Consider the following 16,181-nt stretch of genomic DNA (forward strand, 5'->3'; position numbering starts at 1 on the left):
ATTCTTTTTTTAATATTTATATACTGATATTAGTACCAAGTGCTAAAATGGTGGTGATTGGATGAAATATACAAAAAAAGAAAGACAAAAACTACTTTTAGATACATTAGATAAAACGCCATTTATCACAGATGAACATTTAGCTGCTGCATTTAAAGTGAGCGTGCAGACGATTCGTCTTGATCGAATGGAGCTTTCTATTCCAGAATTACGTGAACGTATAAAATCTGTCGCTACCCATAGTTTTGGGGAAGAAGTGAAGTCACTTCCGATTGATGAAGTTATTGGTGAAATTATCGATATTGATTTAGATAAACAAGCCATATCCTTATTAGACATTTCAAAAGATCATGTGTTTGCTCGGAACGGAATTGCAAGGGGACATCATTTATTTGCACAAGCAAATTCATTGGCTGTTGCTGTAATAAATGATGAGCTAGCACTTACAAGGAAATCTACTATTACATTTGTTAAACCTGTTAAAGCGGGGGACAGAGTAATTGCGAAAGCAATCGTAGTTTCAAGTGATATGCAAAAAAATACAACACTCATCGAAGTGATAAGTAAAGTGGAAAATGACACTGTTTTTGTTGGTCAATTCAGCATGTATAGAGTGACAAATTCTTAAATAAGGTGATGACATATGAAAATTTCAATTGATGCAATGGGTGGAGACAATGCCCCGCATGAAATAGTAAAAGGAGTATATAAAGCATTAGAAGCGTTTCATGATCTACATATTCAATTATATGGAGATGAAGAAAAATTATCTAAACTAGTAACTGCACATGATCGATTACAAGTGATACATACAGACGAAGTTATTGAAGGAACAGATGAACCTGTTCGAGCGGTCCGGAAAAAGAAAAACTCTTCCATGGTCAAAATGGCGGAAGCGGTGAAAAGTGGAGAAGTGGATGCATGTGTCTCTGCTGGAAATACAGGTGCTTTAATGGCGGCTGGTTTATTTGTTGTAGGGCGTATTGACCAAGTAGATCGACCTGCACTTGCTTCTACTTTGCCTACTATTGATGGTCAAGGCTTTGTGATGCTTGACATGGGAGCGAATTCGGATGCAAAACCAGAGCATCTCTATCAATTTGCTATAATGGGAAGTGTCTATGCTGAAAAGGTACGTGGTATAAAAAAACCACGAGTTGGATTATTAAATATTGGAACGGAAGATAAAAAAGGAAATGAACTCACGAAAGAAGCATTTTCTTTATTAAAAGAAGCGCCGATTAATTTTGTTGGGAACGTGGAGTCGCGAGATTTGTTGACAGGTGTTGCCGATGTTGTCGTAACGGATGGATTTACAGGTAATATGGTATTGAAATCAATTGAAGGAACTGCGGCTGGAATTTTTACTTTGTTAAAAGAGGCTTTCAATACTTCTATGAAAACTAAAATTTCTGCACTGTTAGTGAAAGATGAACTACGTGGATTGAAAACTAAATTAGATTATTCGGAATATGGTGGTGCGGGATTATTTGGTCTAAAAGCTCCTGTTATTAAAGCGCACGGTTCTTCCGATGCGAATGCTATATTTCACGCTATTCGACAAGCACGAACAATGGTAGAATACGATGTTTGTGGAATTATACAAAGTACTTTAAGAAAGGAATTATCAAATGACTAAAATTGCATTTATTTTCCCAGGACAAGGCTCCCAATCAGTTGGTATGGGGCAACAATTTATCGAAAATGACAACGATAGTAAAAAATTCTATGAGCAAGCGGACGAAGTATTAGGATTTTCTCTTTCAAATATTATGCTAGAAGGACCTGCGGAGGAATTAACGAAAACGTATCACGCACAACCTGCATTGCTGACGACAAGTACAATGATTGCTAAAAAATTGTTGGAAGCTGGTATAACACCTGAATATACTGCTGGTCATAGCTTAGGTGAATATTCAGCATTGGTAGCTTCTAATGTTTTAAGTTTTGAAGATGCTGTTTTATTGGTTCACCAAAGAGGTTTATATATGAATGAAGCAGTTCCAGCAGGTGAAGGGGCAATGGCAGCAATTTTAGGATTAGCTAAAGATGCCTTAGTTGAAGTGACAAAGGAAGTTTCCAAAGGTGGAGAAACTGTGCAAGTAGCCAATTTGAATTGTCCAGGTCAAATTGTTATTTCAGGAACAGCTACTGGAGTGGAGTTAGCATCTGCTAAAGCGAAAGAAGCAGGAGCGAAACGAGCAATACCATTAGTAGTAAGTGGGCCATTCCATTCCGAATTAATGCGACCTGCAGCACATAAACTAGACACTGCTATTTCAGCTATTGACTTACAAGATACAAAAACTCCGGTCATTTCAAATGTAACGGCACTTCCTGTAACAGAAGCTTCGAAAATGAAGGAATTATTGGTCGAGCAACTGTATTCCCCAGTCAGATGGGAAGAATCCGTACAGGAAATGATTAAGCTTGGCGTCACTGTATTTATCGAATGTGGTCCTGGCAAAGTACTTAGTGGTTTAGTAAAAAAAATCGATCGTTCTGTTACTACTTATTGCGTGTTTGATGAGGAATCGTTGCAACAAGTAATGACTGAATTAGGAGATGTTAAGCATGGGTAAATTAGAAGGTAAAACAGCAATCGTAACAGGTGCTTCGCGAGGAATAGGGAAAGATATTGCGCTTTATTTGGCTAAAGAAGGCGCGAAAGTTGCGGTGAACTACAGTGGGAGTAAAGAAAAAGCGGAAGCTGTAGTTGAGGAAATTAAGTCTCTTGGTGGAGAAGCATTCGCAGTTCAAGCGAACGTGGATCATGCGGAAGAAGTGCAAAAGCTTATAAGTGAAACATTGGAAAATTTCGGTACGATAGATATTCTTGTAAATAACGCTGGTATTACAAGAGATAATCTTCTTATGCGCATGAAAGAACAAGAGTGGGACGATGTGCTTAATACAAATCTTAAAGGTGTGTTCCTTTGTACAAAAGCTGTTACTCGTCAGATGATGAAGCAACGTCATGGTCGTATTATTAATATCACTTCAATCGTTGGTGTTTCAGGTAACCCGGGGCAAGCAAACTATGTAGCAGCAAAAGCTGGGGTAATTGGTTTAACCAAGTCAACCGCACTAGAGTTAGCGAGTCGTAATATTACGGTTAATTCTGTTGCTCCTGGTTTTATAACAACAGATATGACAGATGCACTTTCGGAAGAAGTGAAAACACTAATGTTAAATCAGATTCCTCTTGCCAAATTTGGTAATCCAGAGGATATTGCAAAAGCAGTAGCATTTTTAGCTTCCGATGATGCGAACTATATTACTGGTCAAACATTACATGTAAATGGCGGCATGTACATGTAAGTTTTGCCTTTCATTAAAGAGAAGTTTTTTGTATAATCATTGAGGGGAGGTGACAAATGTGTCAACAGTTTTAGAACGCGTAAAAAAAGTAGTGGTAGATCGTCTAGGTGTCGATGAAAGCGAAGTGAAATTAGAAGCGTCTTTCCGTGATGATTTAGGTGCTGACTCTCTTGATGTAGTAGAATTAGTAATGGAACTTGAAGATGAGTTCGATATGGAAATTTCAGATGAAGATGCTGAAAACATTTCAACTGTAGGTAGTGCAGTTAGCTATATTGAAAGCAAACAAGGCTAATCTATTTAGCTGAGGAGACGTTCTACTTATTCCTTGCGAATAAGGATAGAACGTCTCTATTTCTTTTTGCACAATGCCTTATAAACAGGTAAACTAAAGAGCATACATGTTAAGTTAGGAAGGCAGATTATTCATGAAAGTTAACCGTAAAAATATTCATCCGAAAAAAACAGTTTTCCCTGAAAGTGTAATAGAACAATTTGTACAGTTTCAACAACATTTTGAAGTTCAATTTGATAACCCAACATTATTGTATCAAGCCTTTACCCATTCATCTTATGTGAATGAGCATCGACGGAAATTTTTTGCCGATAATGAACGACTAGAATTCCTAGGTGACGCCGTTTTAGAATTGTCCGTTTCTCAATATTTATTTCAACAATACACAGGGATGAGCGAAGGAGAGCTTACAAAACTCCGGGCAGCAATTGTTTGTGAGCCATCACTTGTGATATTTGCCAACGAACTAAACTTCGGAAAATATGTATTGCTTGGAAAAGGAGAAGAATTGACAGGTGGACGTGAAAGACCAGCTTTACTAGCGGACGTTTTTGAAGCATTTATCGGTGCTTTATACTTAGATCAGGGATTAGAAACAGTCGTTGTATTTTTAAAAAAGATTGTATTCCCTAAAATCGAACTCGGTGCTTTTTCGCATGTGATGGATTATAAAAGTCAACTACAAGAAGTTATTCAGCAACAAAATAATGGCATGATAAGCTATGAAATTGTCGAGGAAAAAGGGCCAGCACATAACCGTACCTTTGTTTCTCGCGTTATGTTAAACACAAGAGAGCTTGGAATTGGTAAAGGGCGATCGAAAAAAGAAGCAGAACAACAAGCAGCAAGACTTGCGATTCTTGCATTAAAGGATCATGAACGGGAGGAATAAATTTGTTCCTTAAACGATTAGAGATAATAGGATTTAAATCATTTGCTGACCGAATTGGAATAGATTTTGTTCCGGGAGTAACAGCAGTAGTAGGTCCCAATGGTAGTGGGAAAAGTAATGTAACAGATGCAATTCGATGGGTGTTAGGGGAGCAATCCGCTAAATCCCTTCGTGGTGCAAAAATGGAAGATGTTATTTTTGCAGGAAGCGATTCAAGAAAAGCATTAAATTTTGCAGAAGTCACATTAATTTTGGATAATACGGATCTCCGAGTAGCACTCGATTTCGCAGAAATTAGTGTAACTAGAAGGGTATTTCGTTCGGGAGATAGTGAATATCTATTAAACAAGCAAACATGCAGATTGAAAGATATCACAGATTTATTTATGGATTCTGGTCTTGGAAAAGAAGCTTTTTCTATTATTTCTCAGGGGCGAGTAGATGAAATTTTAAATAGCCGACCTGAAGATAGAAGAACTATTTTTGAAGAAACAGCAGGAGTACTTAAATATAAACAACGTAAAAAGAAAGCGGAATTCAAACTTATTGAGACAGATGACAATTTAAATCGAGTATTGGATATTTTACATGAATTAGATAGTCGGATGGAACCTCTTCAAATACAATCCTCGCTTGCATCAGACTACTTGAGAATGTCAGATGAATTAAAGGGTATTGAAATAGCGGTTATCTCACATGATTTAAACCTATTTGTTCGAGAAAGTGCAGAATTACATACAAAACTACAAGCACTTGAAGAAACGAAACAATCGCTTCTATTGCAAATAAATGATATAGAAGCAAACATTCTATCAGATAGAAAAGTAATGTCTTCTATAGATGAAAAACTGGATGCTGGGCAAAGTGAACTAGTAGAGGCAAGTTCAGAATTAGAACGTTTAGAGGGCAGAAAGCTTTTACTTGCAGAGAAAAAGCAAAATGCTAGTCAACAAATTTCACAATTAAAAAGAGCGCTGGTAGAAGAGCAAGAAAAGCTGAAAATATTTGAGCATCAACTGAAAGAAAATAATGTTTCTAAGGCAGAAAAACAAGTTCTACTAAAAGAACTTCGTTTGAAAAAACTACAAATTGATACAGTTTTAAGTAAATCTGCTTCGGAATTAGAAGAAGAGATAGAAGATTTAAAAAGTACTTATATTGATTTATTAAACGAAGAAGCGACCATGAAAAATGAAATGAAACATATGGAACAGCAACTTCAGTTAGAACTCGTTTCTTCTGAAAAAATGATGGAAGATTATAGTGAAATAAAAGAAGAATTAGAGAAGCTGACAAATCGTAAAAATGAATTAGATCTTTCACTTTCTGCTTGTCAGAAAGAGTTAGAACAAAAACTGCTCGATTTCAAAACAAAACGTGAAATAGCTGAACAGCTTGAACGTGGATTTGAAGAGCAACAAACAATGCTACAAAAAGCATATCAAATGAAGCATCAAATGCAGGCAAGAAAAGACTCTTTAGAAGAATTAGAATCCGAATTTTCTGGATTTTTCCAAGGAGTAAAAGAAGTATTAGTTGCACGTGATAACAAAGAATTGAACGGAATTCATGGTGCGGTGGCAGAGTTGATCCAAATTCCTCATACGTATATGAATGCTATCGATACAGCTATTGGTCAACAGTCTCAACATATTATTACAGATACTAGTCAAGACGCACGCGTGGCAATTGATTGGCTAAAAAAGAAAAGAGTAGGAAGAGCGACATTCCTTCCACTTCAAGTGATGAAATCTCGTAAGTTAAATGAGCAAACATTAACGATGATTAAACAACATCCTTCTTTTGTTAATACAGCTGATAAACTAGTAAATTACAATGATGGGTATCAAATTATTGTAGAAAATCTGCTTGGTAGTATTATTATTGCAAAAGATTTAAAAGGTGCAAATGAAATGGCATCTCGCTTGCAATACAAATTCCGATTTGTCACGTTAGATGGAGATGTAGTGAATGCGGGTGGTTCATTAACTGGTGGTTCTGTTAAGCAACAATCTTCTTTGTTTACACGTAAAGTAGAATTGGAACAGCTTAATGATAAACTAGTAGAATTAGAAAAATCTGTATTACAAGCAGAAAAATTGGTTTCTACCAAAAAACACGAAGTACAGTTGTTAAAAGTTAAATTAGAAGAAACTCGACTTGCTGGAGAGAATTTAAGGGCTAGAGAACTTACATTACTTTCTGAAACGAGAGAATGTGCAACAATTATTTCTAGGCTTACAAACCAGTTACTTGAATACGATGAAGAAAAGACGGAAAAAGTTAATTTACAATCTAACTTAGTTCGTAAAAAAGAAAAAACGACTTCAAGAGATGCTGAGATAAAAGAGGCGTTGGCTACTATTCAAGGGACGATTGACGACCTACAACATTTGAAATTGCAATCAATTGAAGAGAAAGACAAATTTCAAAATGAGCTAGGTATGCTACTATCTCAAATTGCAGTAGTAAATGAACAATTCACACAGCAAGAAAGAGAAAAAACACAATTTGTGCATTCGATCCAATCGAGCACACAAAAAATAGACACGTTACAAAAAGAAATTGCATGGTATGAGAATGACGATCAAGCAGGTCCCTCAGCCGAAGAATTAACGAATTTAATTGCGCAGCATAAGATGACAAAAGACCGGTTAATCGAACAAATACAAAGCGGAAAAATGGGCAGACTAGAACTTGTTCAAAATATTAGTCGCTCTGAAAGTTCTCTCAAACACCTTCAACAACAAGCGGGATTACTTTCTAATGAAGAGCGTTCTTTTGAAATTAAACTAAGTAAATTAGAAGTTGAGATAAATACTTTACAAAATCACTTAGAAGAGACTTATGAGTTGACTTTAGAGGAAGCGGAACGTGATTTTTCTTTTGAAATGGAAGAACATCTAGCACGTAAAAAAGTCACCTTATTAAAACGATCGATTGAAGAACTTGGTCCGATTAATCTGGGAGCTATTCAAGAATTTGAACAAGTGAGTGAGCGCCATTCATTCCTAACCGAACAACGCGAAGATTTACTTTCTGCCCAAGAGACATTGCATGAAGTGATTAAAGAAATGGATGAAGAAATGATAATCCGCTTCGAAAGTACTTTTAATGACATACAGCGGCATTTTAAAGTTGTTTTTCGAGAACTTTTTGGTGGTGGCCAAGCAGATCTCATCTTAACGGATCCGTCTTCATTACTTGATACGGGGATTGATATTATCGCACAACCTCCAGGGAAAAAGCTGCAAAACCTAACACTATTATCTGGAGGAGAGCGTGCATTAACGGCTATTGCATTATTGTTCGCTATACTTCATACACGCCCAGTACCATTTTGTATACTGGATGAAGTGGAAGCAGCATTAGATGAAGCTAATGTTACTCGTTATAGTAATTATTTAAAGAAATTCAGCCATGATACGCAATTTATCGTGATCACGCATCGTAAAGGAACGATGGAAGGTGCGGATGTCTTATATGGTATAACCATGCAAGAATCGGGGATTTCAAAATTAGTTTCTGTTAAATTAGAAGAGGAATTAGTAACTTAATGAACTTAATGTAGAACAAAGGAGCTTAGATATGAGTTTTTTTAAGAAATTTAAAGAAAAAATGCTAGGGACAAATGAAGAGATTGAAGAAACAGTTTCAATTACGAATAAGTTTAAAGAAGGTTTAGCTAAGACAAGAAACCAATTTACTTCCAAAGTAAATGATCTTGTTGCTAAATATCGAAAAGTAGATGAAGATTTTTTCGAAGAATTAGAAGAAATATTACTACAAGCGGATGTTGGCTTTGAAACGGTATCTGAATTAATGGACTCATTACGTTTTGAAGTACAACGAAAAAACATAAAAGATACGGCAAGTATTCAATCTGTTATTTCAGAAAAACTAGTGGAAATTTATGAAGCTGGAGAAGACAATGTAACGGAACTTCAACTGGAGAATGACGGATTATCTGTTATTTTATTTGTCGGAGTAAATGGAGTAGGGAAAACAACTACCATTGGGAAACTTGCCCATCGTCTAAAAAGTGAAGGTAAAAAAGTAATGCTTGCTGCAGGAGATACATTCCGAGCAGGTGCCATCGACCAACTTCAAATTTGGGGCGACAGAGTAGGTGTAGAAGTGATTAAACAAGCGGAAGGTTCTGACCCTGCCGCAGTTATGTATGACGCTATAAGAGCAGCAAAGACACGAAATGTAGATGTGTTAATATGTGACACTGCCGGGCGTCTTCAAAACAAAGTGAATTTAATGAATGAGCTAGAAAAAATTCATCGTGTTATTTCAAGGGAAATTCCGAATGCTCCGCACGAGGTTTTACTTACGCTAGATGCTACCACAGGTCAAAATGCGCTTGTGCAAGCACAGACGTTCAAGGAAGCAACAAATGTAACGGGGATTGTGTTAACGAAGCTAGATGGCACTGCAAAAGGTGGTATCGTACTCGCAATTCGCACAAAGCTTCATATCCCTGTTAAATTTGTTGGACTAGGCGAGCAAATGGACGATTTACAGCCTTTTGATTCCGAGAAATATGTATACGGTCTTTTTGCTGAAGGTTTAGAACTTGAAAGTGAAAATGAATCAGACAAGTAATTTTACTTGACAGATGAATGATCTGTTAATAAACTAGAGGATGACAATTGAATTGGTAAGGAGAGATGGGAATGATTGAAAAAACAACTCGTATGAATTTTCTCTTCGATTTTTACCAAGCTTTATTAACAGACAAACAAAGAAGCTATATGCAGCTTTACTATTTAGATGATTTATCACTTGGAGAAATAGCGGAAGAATATGATATTTCGAGACAAGCAGTTTATGATAATATTCGCCGTACTGAAGCAATGTTAGAAGAGTATGAGGAAAAACTTAGTCTTTTTTCAAAGTTTCAGAACCGTCAAGAAACAATTGAACAGTTGCTGCTAGTAGCAAGGGATCAATCATCTGAAAACACACTGATTCAACTCATTAATCAATTAAAAGAATGGGATTAGGAGGCGGCATGCATGGCATTTGAAGGATTAGCTGAACGACTCCAAGGGACGCTTCAGAAAATTAAAGGAAAAGGAAAAATTTCTGAGGCCGACGTAAAAGAAATGATGAGAGACGTTCGGTATGCACTTTTAGAAGCAGACGTAAACTTGAAAGTAGTAAAAGAGTTCGTCAAAAATGTTTCAGAACGTGCCGTTGGGCAAGACGTGATGAAGAGTTTAACACCTGGACAACAAGTCATTAAAATAGTAAAAGATGAGCTGACGAAGTTGATGGGTGGAGAGCAAAGTCAAATCTCTTTTTCAACAAGACCACCAACTGTTATTATGATGGTCGGGTTACAAGGTGCAGGTAAAACGACTACCACAGGTAAATTAGCGAGTTTACTACGAAAAAAATATAACAAAAAGCCACTTCTTGTAGCAGCAGATATTTATCGTCCAGCAGCAGTGCAACAGCTTGAAACGTTAGGTAAGCAATTGTCTTTACCTGTATTTTCTTTAGGAACTGATATTTCACCTGTAGAAATTGTAAAACAAGCGATAGAGCATGCAAAAGAAGAGTATAATGATGTTGTCATCATTGATACCGCTGGACGTCTTCATATTGACGAAATACTTATGCAGGAGTTAAAAGATATTCGTGCGATCAAAGAACCAGATGAAGTATTTTTAGTCGTGGATGCAATGACAGGGCAAGATGCGGTCAATGTAGCGAATAATTTTAATGAAACAATTGGCATTACAGGCGTTGTATTAACAAAGCTTGATGGAGATACTCGAGGTGGGGCAGCTCTATCAATCCGTTCAGTTACGCAAAAGCCTATTAAGTTTGTTGGTATGGGAGAAAAGATGGATGCTTTAGAACCCTTCCATCCAGAACGAATGGCTTCTCGTATTTTAGGTATGGGAGATATGATGTCGCTTATAGAGAAAGCACAAGCGAATGTTGATGAAGAGAAAGCGAAGGAACTAGAAGAAAAATTCCGTACGCAGTCTTTTACATTTGATGACTTTTTAGAACAAATTAGTCAAGTGAAAAAAATGGGACCATTGGACGAAATTTTAAAAATGCTTCCAGGAGCAGGTAAAATTAAAGGTTTGGAAAATGCGAAAGTCGATGAAAAACAAATGGATCGCGTAGAAGCGATTATATATTCCATGACAACGCAAGAGAAAACAACACCTGAAATTATTAATGGACCAAGAAAAAAACGGATTGCAAAAGGATCCGGAACGACCATCCAAGATATCAACAGATTATTAAAACAATTTGAAGATATGAAAAAAATGATGAAACAAATGACAAACATGCAGTCAAAAGGAAAGAAAAAGATGAAAATGCCGGGTTTAGACTCGCTTTTTAAATAATTTTTCCATAAAAAAATAGGGTGTTAAGAAAAAACACTTTACAAACAAATAAAAGCTTGATAATATACTATCTTGTGTGAAACTATTCGGAGGTGCAATAAAAATGGCAGTTAAAATTCGTTTAAAACGTATGGGAGCAAATAAATCTCCTTTCTATCGTATTGTAGTAGCAGACTCTCGCGCTCCACGTGATGGTCGTCAAATTGTAACAGTAGGTACTTATAATCCACTTACTAAACCAGCTGAAGTTAAAATTAACCAAGAATTAGCGTTAAAATGGCTTCAAGATGGTGCGAAACCATCTGATACAGTACGTAACTTGTTCTCAGAACAAGGAATTATGGAAAAATTCCATAACGCAAAACTCGGCAAATAATCGGAGGGGACAATGTGAAGCAGCTGATCGAAGCAATCGTAAAACCATTAGTTGATTATCCAGATAAGGTTCAGATTGAAAAAGAAGAAAGCGTAAACCGTATAGTTTACAAGCTATCTGTTCATCCTGAAGATATGGGGAAAGTAATTGGCAAACAAGGGCGAGTAGCGAAAGCGATTCGTACTATTGTTTACTCAGCAGCAGGCAGTCACCAGAAGAAAAAAACATATGTCGACATTTTAGATTAATGTACAAAGAGGGAGAACAATTTGTTCTTCCTTTTTTGATAGGAGGTATTTTTGTGGAATGGTTTAACGTCGGTAAAATCGTAAATACACATGGTATTTGGGGAGAAGTTCGTGTTATATCTACAACAGACTTTCCTGATGAACGTTATGAAGTAGGAAGTGAACTTGGGCTTTATAAAGCAGATGGCTCTAAACCAATTATCGTGAAAGTAGCTAGTCATCGAAAACATAAAAACTTTAATTTGTTAACTTTTGAAGGCTATACATTGTTAAAGGATGTTGAACTTTTAAAAAATGCGCTATTAAAAGTATCTGAAAAGTATCTTTCTGACTTAGAAGATAATGAATACTACTTTCATGAAATTATTGGATGTACAGTTGAATCAATTGAAGGTGAAACAATAGGTAAAATCACTGAAATTATTCAAACAGGTGCCAATGATGTGTGGACTGTTCAACCAGCAAAAGGGAAGACGCATTATATTCCTTATATTGAGGATGTAGTAAAAACGGTGGATATTGATAATAAAAAGATCGTTATTGAAGTTTTAGACGGTTTATTATCATGATGAACATTCATATTCTTTCGCTTTTTCCAGAAATGTTTGCAGGTGTTTTTAATACATCCATTTTGAAAAAAGCACAGGAAAAGAATGAAGTCGTTCTAAATGTAGTGAATTTCCGAGACTTTTCTGGAAACAAGCATCACCAAGTAGATGATTATCCTTACGGTGGAGGGGCGGGCATGGTATTAAAGCCGGAACCGCTCTTTAATGCAGTTGATTCTCTTACTTCAAATACTGAGCAAAAGCGACGCATCATATTACTTTGTCCTCAAGGAGAACGCTTTTCCCAACAAAAAGCGGAAGAACTTTCTCAAGAGGAAGAGCTAATATTCATTTGCGGGCATTATGAAGGTTATGATGAACGTATTCGCGAGCATCTGATAACGGATGAAATTTCTTTGGGAGATTTTGTGCTTACAGGAGGAGAGTTAGCCGCAATGACGATTGTAGACAGTGTCGTGAGGCTATTGCCGAATGTTTTAGGAAATGCGGAGTCACATGAAAAAGATTCCTTTTCAACTGGTCTTCTCGAGCATCCGCATTACACTCGTCCAGTAGAGTATCGAGGACACAAAGTACCTGATGTATTATTATCGGGAAATCATGCGGAGATTGAAAAATGGAGAAGAGAACAGTCTCTGAAAAGAACAGTAGAAAGAAGACCCGAGTTATTAGAAACAGCTGTATTGACTGAAAGAGATAAACAAGTCCTTCGCGTGTTAAAATCGTATCATAAATAAACTATTAAATTATTGCACCAAGAGACCTGTTATGTTATATTCTATTATGTGCTTCTATGTGAAGTGCGCATTTTGGGTGTTCCGCTGCAACGAATAATGGGTGTAAGAACATTCTATACAAGGAGAGAAAATGATGCAAAACATTATTTCAGAAATCACAAAAGAACAATTACGCTCAGATCTTCCTACTTTCCGTCCAGGTGACACAGTTCGTGTACACGTTAAGATCGTAGAGGGAACTCGTGAACGTATTCAAATGTACGAAGGTATTGTTATTCAACGTCGTGGTGGTGGAATAAGCGAAACTTTCACAGTTCGTAAAATTTCATCGGGTGTTGGGGTTGAACGTATTTTCCCAGTTCACACGCCAAAAATTGCACTTTTAGAAGTAATTCGTCGTGGTAAAGTTCGTCGTGCTAAATTGTTCTACTTACGCGATCTACGCGGTAAAGCGGCTCGTATTAAAGAACGTCGCTAATAGTAAAAAAGTAAATGTTGTAGCAAAAGTGAAGCCACTTTTGCTACAACATTTTTTTATTAAAGAGTAACGATATTAAAATCCGGTGTTTCAAGATGATTTAGTTGAATGACTTTCGTTACGCTGATTTCCTCCATCACATGGAGAAATGGTTGCTATCCCTATAAAAAGTCTCTATTACATAGATGTTTCACAAAATCGTCCGGAAATCATTACTAAAAATAAAATTTTTTCTTTTCTTTTTGCTTGAAATAGATTTTCCTTGTACAATAAAGAGAGCATATAAAGGGGGCAAGTTGATGGAGCGAGTGAAGAAAGAAAAGAACGAGTTATGGGAATGGTCCAAAGCACTATTAATTGCTTTTGGTATCGCCGCGATTATTCGTTTCTTTTTATTTACACCAATAGTAGTAGACGGTGAATCAATGATGCCGACATTAAAAAATGGTGACCGAATGGTTGTCAATAAAATTGGTTATATGGTTGGTGAACCACATCGTTTTGATATAGTTGTATTTCATGCCCCAGAGCAAAAAAATTATATTAAACGTGTAATTGGGCTTCCTGGAGATCATGTTGAATATAAAAATGATCAGCTATACATTAACGGAAAAGCAATTCCGGAACCATATTTAGATCAGTACAAAAGTGAAATTACGGAGGGGTCTTTAACAGATGACTTCACGTTAGAAGAGACTGCTGCCCAAGTGGATAAAATTCCAGAAGGTTATATTTTTGTCATGGGAGATAACCGAAGATACAGTAAAGATAGTCGACTTATTGGTTTGGTTGCAATTGATGAGATAATTGGAAATACAAATCTCGTCTTCTGGCCATTTGATGAAATTGGCTTTGTGAAATAGTAAAAACGAAAATTATTGGAATAATTGAAAGTTAGAAAGTAGAAGAGTAAATACTTTCTCATCCTTTAAAGGAGGAGATATTAAATGACCATACAATGGTTTCCGGGTCATATGGCCAAAGCAAGAAGAGAAGTTACAGAGAATTTAAAACTGGTGGATATCATTTTTGAATTAGTGGATGCACGTTTGCCGTTATCTTCTAGAAATCCGATGATTGATCAAGTCGTACATCAAAAAACAAGATTACTTATATTAAATAAGATGGATATGGCTGATGAAATGGAAACAAAGAAATGGATAGCCTATTTTGATTCAAAAGGGCTCCCTACAGTGGCGATAAACTCTTTAGAAGGAAAAGGTCTACAGGCTGTCTTTAAAGCCGCTAAAGAGCTTTTAAAGCCCAAATGGGATCGGATGAAAGAAAGAGGTATAAAACCTCGAGCAATTCGAGCAATGATTGTTGGTATTCCGAATGTTGGAAAATCCACACTGATTAATCGATTTGCTAAAAAGAACATTGCAAAAACTGGTAATACACCTGGTCTTACTAAAAGACAGCAATGGATAAAAGTCGAAAGGGAAATTGAATTACTGGATACTCCTGGTATTCTTTGGCCTAAATTCGAAGACCAACAAGTTGGCTATAAACTTGCATTAACCGGAGCTATAAAAGATGCGCTGATCAATATGGAAGATTTAGCAGTGTACGGACTTCGATTTTTGCAAGAACATTATCCAAGGCGTATGGAAGAAAGATATCAATTAACAGAAGTTAGTGAGGATTTAGTTGAAACTTTCGATCATATTGGAAAGTTAAGAAGATGTTTTGCTGGTGGTGGAGAGATTGACTACGATCAAGTAGCCGAACTAATCGTACGAGATATTCGAAATCTTCATTTAGGTCGCTTAACTTTTGATAATGTAACTGAATAAAACAAAAATAATTTACCCTTTTTGCCATTTGGTGAAAAGGGTTTTCTCGATTTTTCCATAAATATACCGATACATATATTAAGACATAGAAAGTTGATGTGAACGAAATGCTAAGCTTGAAAGAAATAAAAGAAAAGTTAGAAAGTACGATTACTTGGCAGTCGTGGATGAATGAATTGGAGACGGATAGTAGAATTGGTGCAATCAAGTTATTAAATACTTGGAAGAACAAGCAATCTCAACTTGAAAAAGAAATACTTGCACATGAAGAAAAGTGTTTGTTTGATGCAAGCTTTTGCCGACACAAGACAGACTTAGTGGCTGGTGTAGATGAAGCAGGACGCGGTCCACTTGCTGGACCAGTAGTTACAGCGGCAGTCATCTTAAATGACAATACAGATGAACTTATCGGTTTAAATGACTCCAAACAGATATCAAAAAAGAAGCGGAAAGAACTAGCCATTAAAATAAAAAATAATGCAATCTGCTATTTTATTCATTTTCAATCTGTAGAAAAAATAGATGAACTTAATATATACGAAGCAACAAAACAGTCTATGACAGAAGCGGTCTTAAATTTAAAAGAACGTCCATCAGTAGTTTTGGTAGATGCGATGAAACTTCCGATTGGGATAGAAACGCACTCTATTATAAAAGGCGATGCTAAAAGTTTGGCAATTGCAGCCGCATCTATATTAGCGAAAACCGCACGTGATGATTATATGGATCAATTGCATGAAGAATATCCGCAGTATTTATTTAACAAGCACGCCGGGTATGGTACGAAACAACATGTAGAGATGATCTATCAGTACGGTCCTACTATCCATCATAGGAAAACATTCGAACCGATTAAGACTTTATTAAAAAGTGAAATCTAGAAGCTTTCCTAAAGAATTAAAGTAGGTAAAATTTCTTGGTCACCATTAAGATGTGAACCTATTGTTAAATGACATATTATGCACAATATTTGTATAGTGCGTCTTAAAAGCACTATACGGGAACAGCAATGATTTCCGCTCCAGGCGGCGCTTTCCGCGGGGCGGGCGGTGAGCCTCCTCGGTCGCTGGCGCTCTACTGCGGGGTCTC

General features: G+C 36.5%; 18 protein-coding genes. All 18 read left to right on the top strand.

What is annotated here, in order from left to right; genetic code table 11:
• Positions 1-61: 61 nt before the first annotated feature.
• The 18 genes from fapR to ACEPXD_RS06390 all read left to right on the top strand — a co-directional run bounded on the left by fapR (position 62) and on the right by ACEPXD_RS06390 (position 15,973).
• Positions 62-628, top strand: coding sequence for a transcription factor FapR (gene fapR / locus ACEPXD_RS06305; protein ID WP_391121155.1), 567 nt, complete (start codon positions 62-64; stop codon positions 626-628).
• 15 nt (positions 629-643) lie between these two features.
• Positions 644-1,639, top strand: coding sequence for a phosphate acyltransferase PlsX (gene plsX, locus ACEPXD_RS06310; protein ID WP_391121159.1), 996 nt, complete (start codon positions 644-646; stop codon positions 1,637-1,639).
• The gene (fabD, locus tag ACEPXD_RS06315; RefSeq protein ID WP_391121162.1) at positions 1,632-2,582 is read left to right on the top strand and encodes an ACP S-malonyltransferase; all 951 of its coding nucleotides are present in this window, start codon (positions 1,632-1,634) and stop codon (positions 2,580-2,582) included. The genes plsX and fabD overlap by 8 nt, the downstream gene beginning before the upstream one ends.
• Positions 2,575-3,321 carry a 3-oxoacyl-[acyl-carrier-protein] reductase gene (gene fabG, locus ACEPXD_RS06320; protein ID WP_391121165.1) on the top strand — a complete coding sequence of 249 codons (747 nt, stop codon included), beginning with the start codon at positions 2,575-2,577 and terminating at the stop codon, positions 3,319-3,321. Before fabD ends, fabG begins: the two co-directional genes overlap by 8 nt.
• Positions 3,322-3,379: 58 nt before the next feature.
• On the top strand, positions 3,380-3,616 hold the full coding sequence (gene acpP, locus ACEPXD_RS06325; RefSeq protein WP_151699444.1) for an acyl carrier protein: 237 nt from the start codon (positions 3,380-3,382) through the stop codon (positions 3,614-3,616).
• 133 nt (positions 3,617-3,749) lie between these two features.
• Positions 3,750-4,508, top strand: coding sequence for a ribonuclease III (rnc, locus tag ACEPXD_RS06330; protein ID WP_391121168.1), 759 nt, complete (start codon positions 3,750-3,752; stop codon positions 4,506-4,508).
• 2 nt (positions 4,509-4,510) lie between these two features.
• The gene (gene smc, locus ACEPXD_RS06335) at positions 4,511-8,065 is read left to right on the top strand and encodes a chromosome segregation protein SMC (protein WP_391121171.1); all 3,555 of its coding nucleotides are present in this window, start codon (positions 4,511-4,513) and stop codon (positions 8,063-8,065) included.
• 31 nt (positions 8,066-8,096) lie between these two features.
• Complete coding sequence (ftsY, locus tag ACEPXD_RS06340) at positions 8,097-9,119, top strand: signal recognition particle-docking protein FtsY (protein ID WP_391121174.1); 1,023 nt, start codon at positions 8,097-8,099, stop codon at positions 9,117-9,119.
• 71 nt (positions 9,120-9,190) lie between these two features.
• Entirely contained in the window at positions 9,191-9,520 is a 330-nt protein-coding gene (locus tag ACEPXD_RS06345) for a putative DNA-binding protein (RefSeq protein ID WP_391121177.1), read from the top strand.
• A 12-nt stretch (positions 9,521-9,532) separates the two neighbouring features.
• Positions 9,533-10,888, top strand: coding sequence for a signal recognition particle protein (gene ffh / locus ACEPXD_RS06350; RefSeq protein ID WP_391121179.1), 1,356 nt, complete (start codon positions 9,533-9,535; stop codon positions 10,886-10,888).
• Positions 10,889-10,991: 103 nt separating this feature from the next.
• A complete protein-coding gene (rpsP, locus tag ACEPXD_RS06355; protein ID WP_391121183.1) occupies positions 10,992-11,264 on the top strand; it encodes a 30S ribosomal protein S16 in 273 nt (90 codons plus the stop codon).
• Positions 11,265-11,278: 14 nt separating this feature from the next.
• On the top strand, positions 11,279-11,512 hold the full coding sequence (locus tag ACEPXD_RS06360) for a KH domain-containing protein (protein ID WP_151699451.1): 234 nt from the start codon (positions 11,279-11,281) through the stop codon (positions 11,510-11,512).
• 53 nt (positions 11,513-11,565) lie between these two features.
• On the top strand, positions 11,566-12,081 hold the full coding sequence (rimM, locus tag ACEPXD_RS06365) for a ribosome maturation factor RimM (protein WP_391121186.1): 516 nt from the start codon (positions 11,566-11,568) through the stop codon (positions 12,079-12,081).
• A complete protein-coding gene (gene trmD, locus ACEPXD_RS06370) occupies positions 12,081-12,818 on the top strand; it encodes a tRNA (guanosine(37)-N1)-methyltransferase TrmD (protein WP_391123059.1) in 738 nt (245 codons plus the stop codon). The genes rimM and trmD overlap by 1 nt, the downstream gene beginning before the upstream one ends.
• Positions 12,819-12,951: 133 nt before the next feature.
• A complete protein-coding gene (gene rplS / locus ACEPXD_RS06375; RefSeq protein WP_151699453.1) occupies positions 12,952-13,296 on the top strand; it encodes a 50S ribosomal protein L19 in 345 nt (114 codons plus the stop codon).
• Between the two features lie 299 nt (positions 13,297-13,595).
• Entirely contained in the window at positions 13,596-14,159 is a 564-nt protein-coding gene (lepB, locus tag ACEPXD_RS06380; protein ID WP_391121189.1) for a signal peptidase I, read from the top strand.
• An 84-nt stretch (positions 14,160-14,243) separates the two neighbouring features.
• The gene (gene ylqF, locus ACEPXD_RS06385) at positions 14,244-15,092 is read left to right on the top strand and encodes a ribosome biogenesis GTPase YlqF (protein ID WP_391121192.1); all 849 of its coding nucleotides are present in this window, start codon (positions 14,244-14,246) and stop codon (positions 15,090-15,092) included.
• Positions 15,093-15,199: 107 nt separating this feature from the next.
• Entirely contained in the window at positions 15,200-15,973 is a 774-nt protein-coding gene (locus tag ACEPXD_RS06390; RefSeq protein ID WP_391121195.1) for a ribonuclease HII, read from the top strand.
• Positions 15,974-16,181: the final 208 nt, after the last annotated feature.

Source organism: Psychrobacillus sp. L3 (assembly GCF_042945595.1).
In the GTDB taxonomy this organism is placed as follows: domain Bacteria; phylum Bacillota; class Bacilli; order Bacillales_A; family Planococcaceae; genus Psychrobacillus.

Bases quoted from the DNA above. Each gene is read 5' to 3' on its own strand.
- lepB (WP_391121189.1), top strand. From the start codon at position 13,596: ATGGAGCGAGTGAAGAAAGAAAAGAACGAGTTATGGGAATGGTCCAAA.
- ylqF (WP_391121192.1), top strand. From the start codon at position 14,244: ATGACCATACAATGGTTTCCGGGTCATATGGCCAAAGCAAGAAGAGAA.
- ffh (WP_391121179.1), top strand. From the start codon at position 9,533: ATGGCATTTGAAGGATTAGCTGAACGACTCCAAGGGACGCTTCAGAAA.
- trmD (WP_391123059.1), top strand. From the start codon at position 12,081: ATGAACATTCATATTCTTTCGCTTTTTCCAGAAATGTTTGCAGGTGTT.
- fapR (WP_391121155.1), top strand. From the start codon at position 62: ATGAAATATACAAAAAAAGAAAGACAAAAACTACTTTTAGATACATTA.
- rnc (WP_391121168.1), top strand. From the start codon at position 3,750: ATGAAAGTTAACCGTAAAAATATTCATCCGAAAAAAACAGTTTTCCCT.
- fabD (WP_391121162.1), top strand. From the start codon at position 1,632: ATGACTAAAATTGCATTTATTTTCCCAGGACAAGGCTCCCAATCAGTT.
- ftsY (WP_391121174.1), top strand. From the start codon at position 8,097: ATGAGTTTTTTTAAGAAATTTAAAGAAAAAATGCTAGGGACAAATGAA.
- rpsP (WP_391121183.1), top strand. From the start codon at position 10,992: ATGGCAGTTAAAATTCGTTTAAAACGTATGGGAGCAAATAAATCTCCT.
- ACEPXD_RS06390 (WP_391121195.1), top strand. From the start codon at position 15,200: ATGCTAAGCTTGAAAGAAATAAAAGAAAAGTTAGAAAGTACGATTACT.
- plsX (WP_391121159.1), top strand. From the start codon at position 644: ATGAAAATTTCAATTGATGCAATGGGTGGAGACAATGCCCCGCATGAA.
- rplS (WP_151699453.1), top strand. From the start codon at position 12,952: ATGCAAAACATTATTTCAGAAATCACAAAAGAACAATTACGCTCAGAT.
- ACEPXD_RS06345 (WP_391121177.1), top strand. From the start codon at position 9,191: ATGATTGAAAAAACAACTCGTATGAATTTTCTCTTCGATTTTTACCAA.
- fabG (WP_391121165.1), top strand. From the start codon at position 2,575: ATGGGTAAATTAGAAGGTAAAACAGCAATCGTAACAGGTGCTTCGCGA.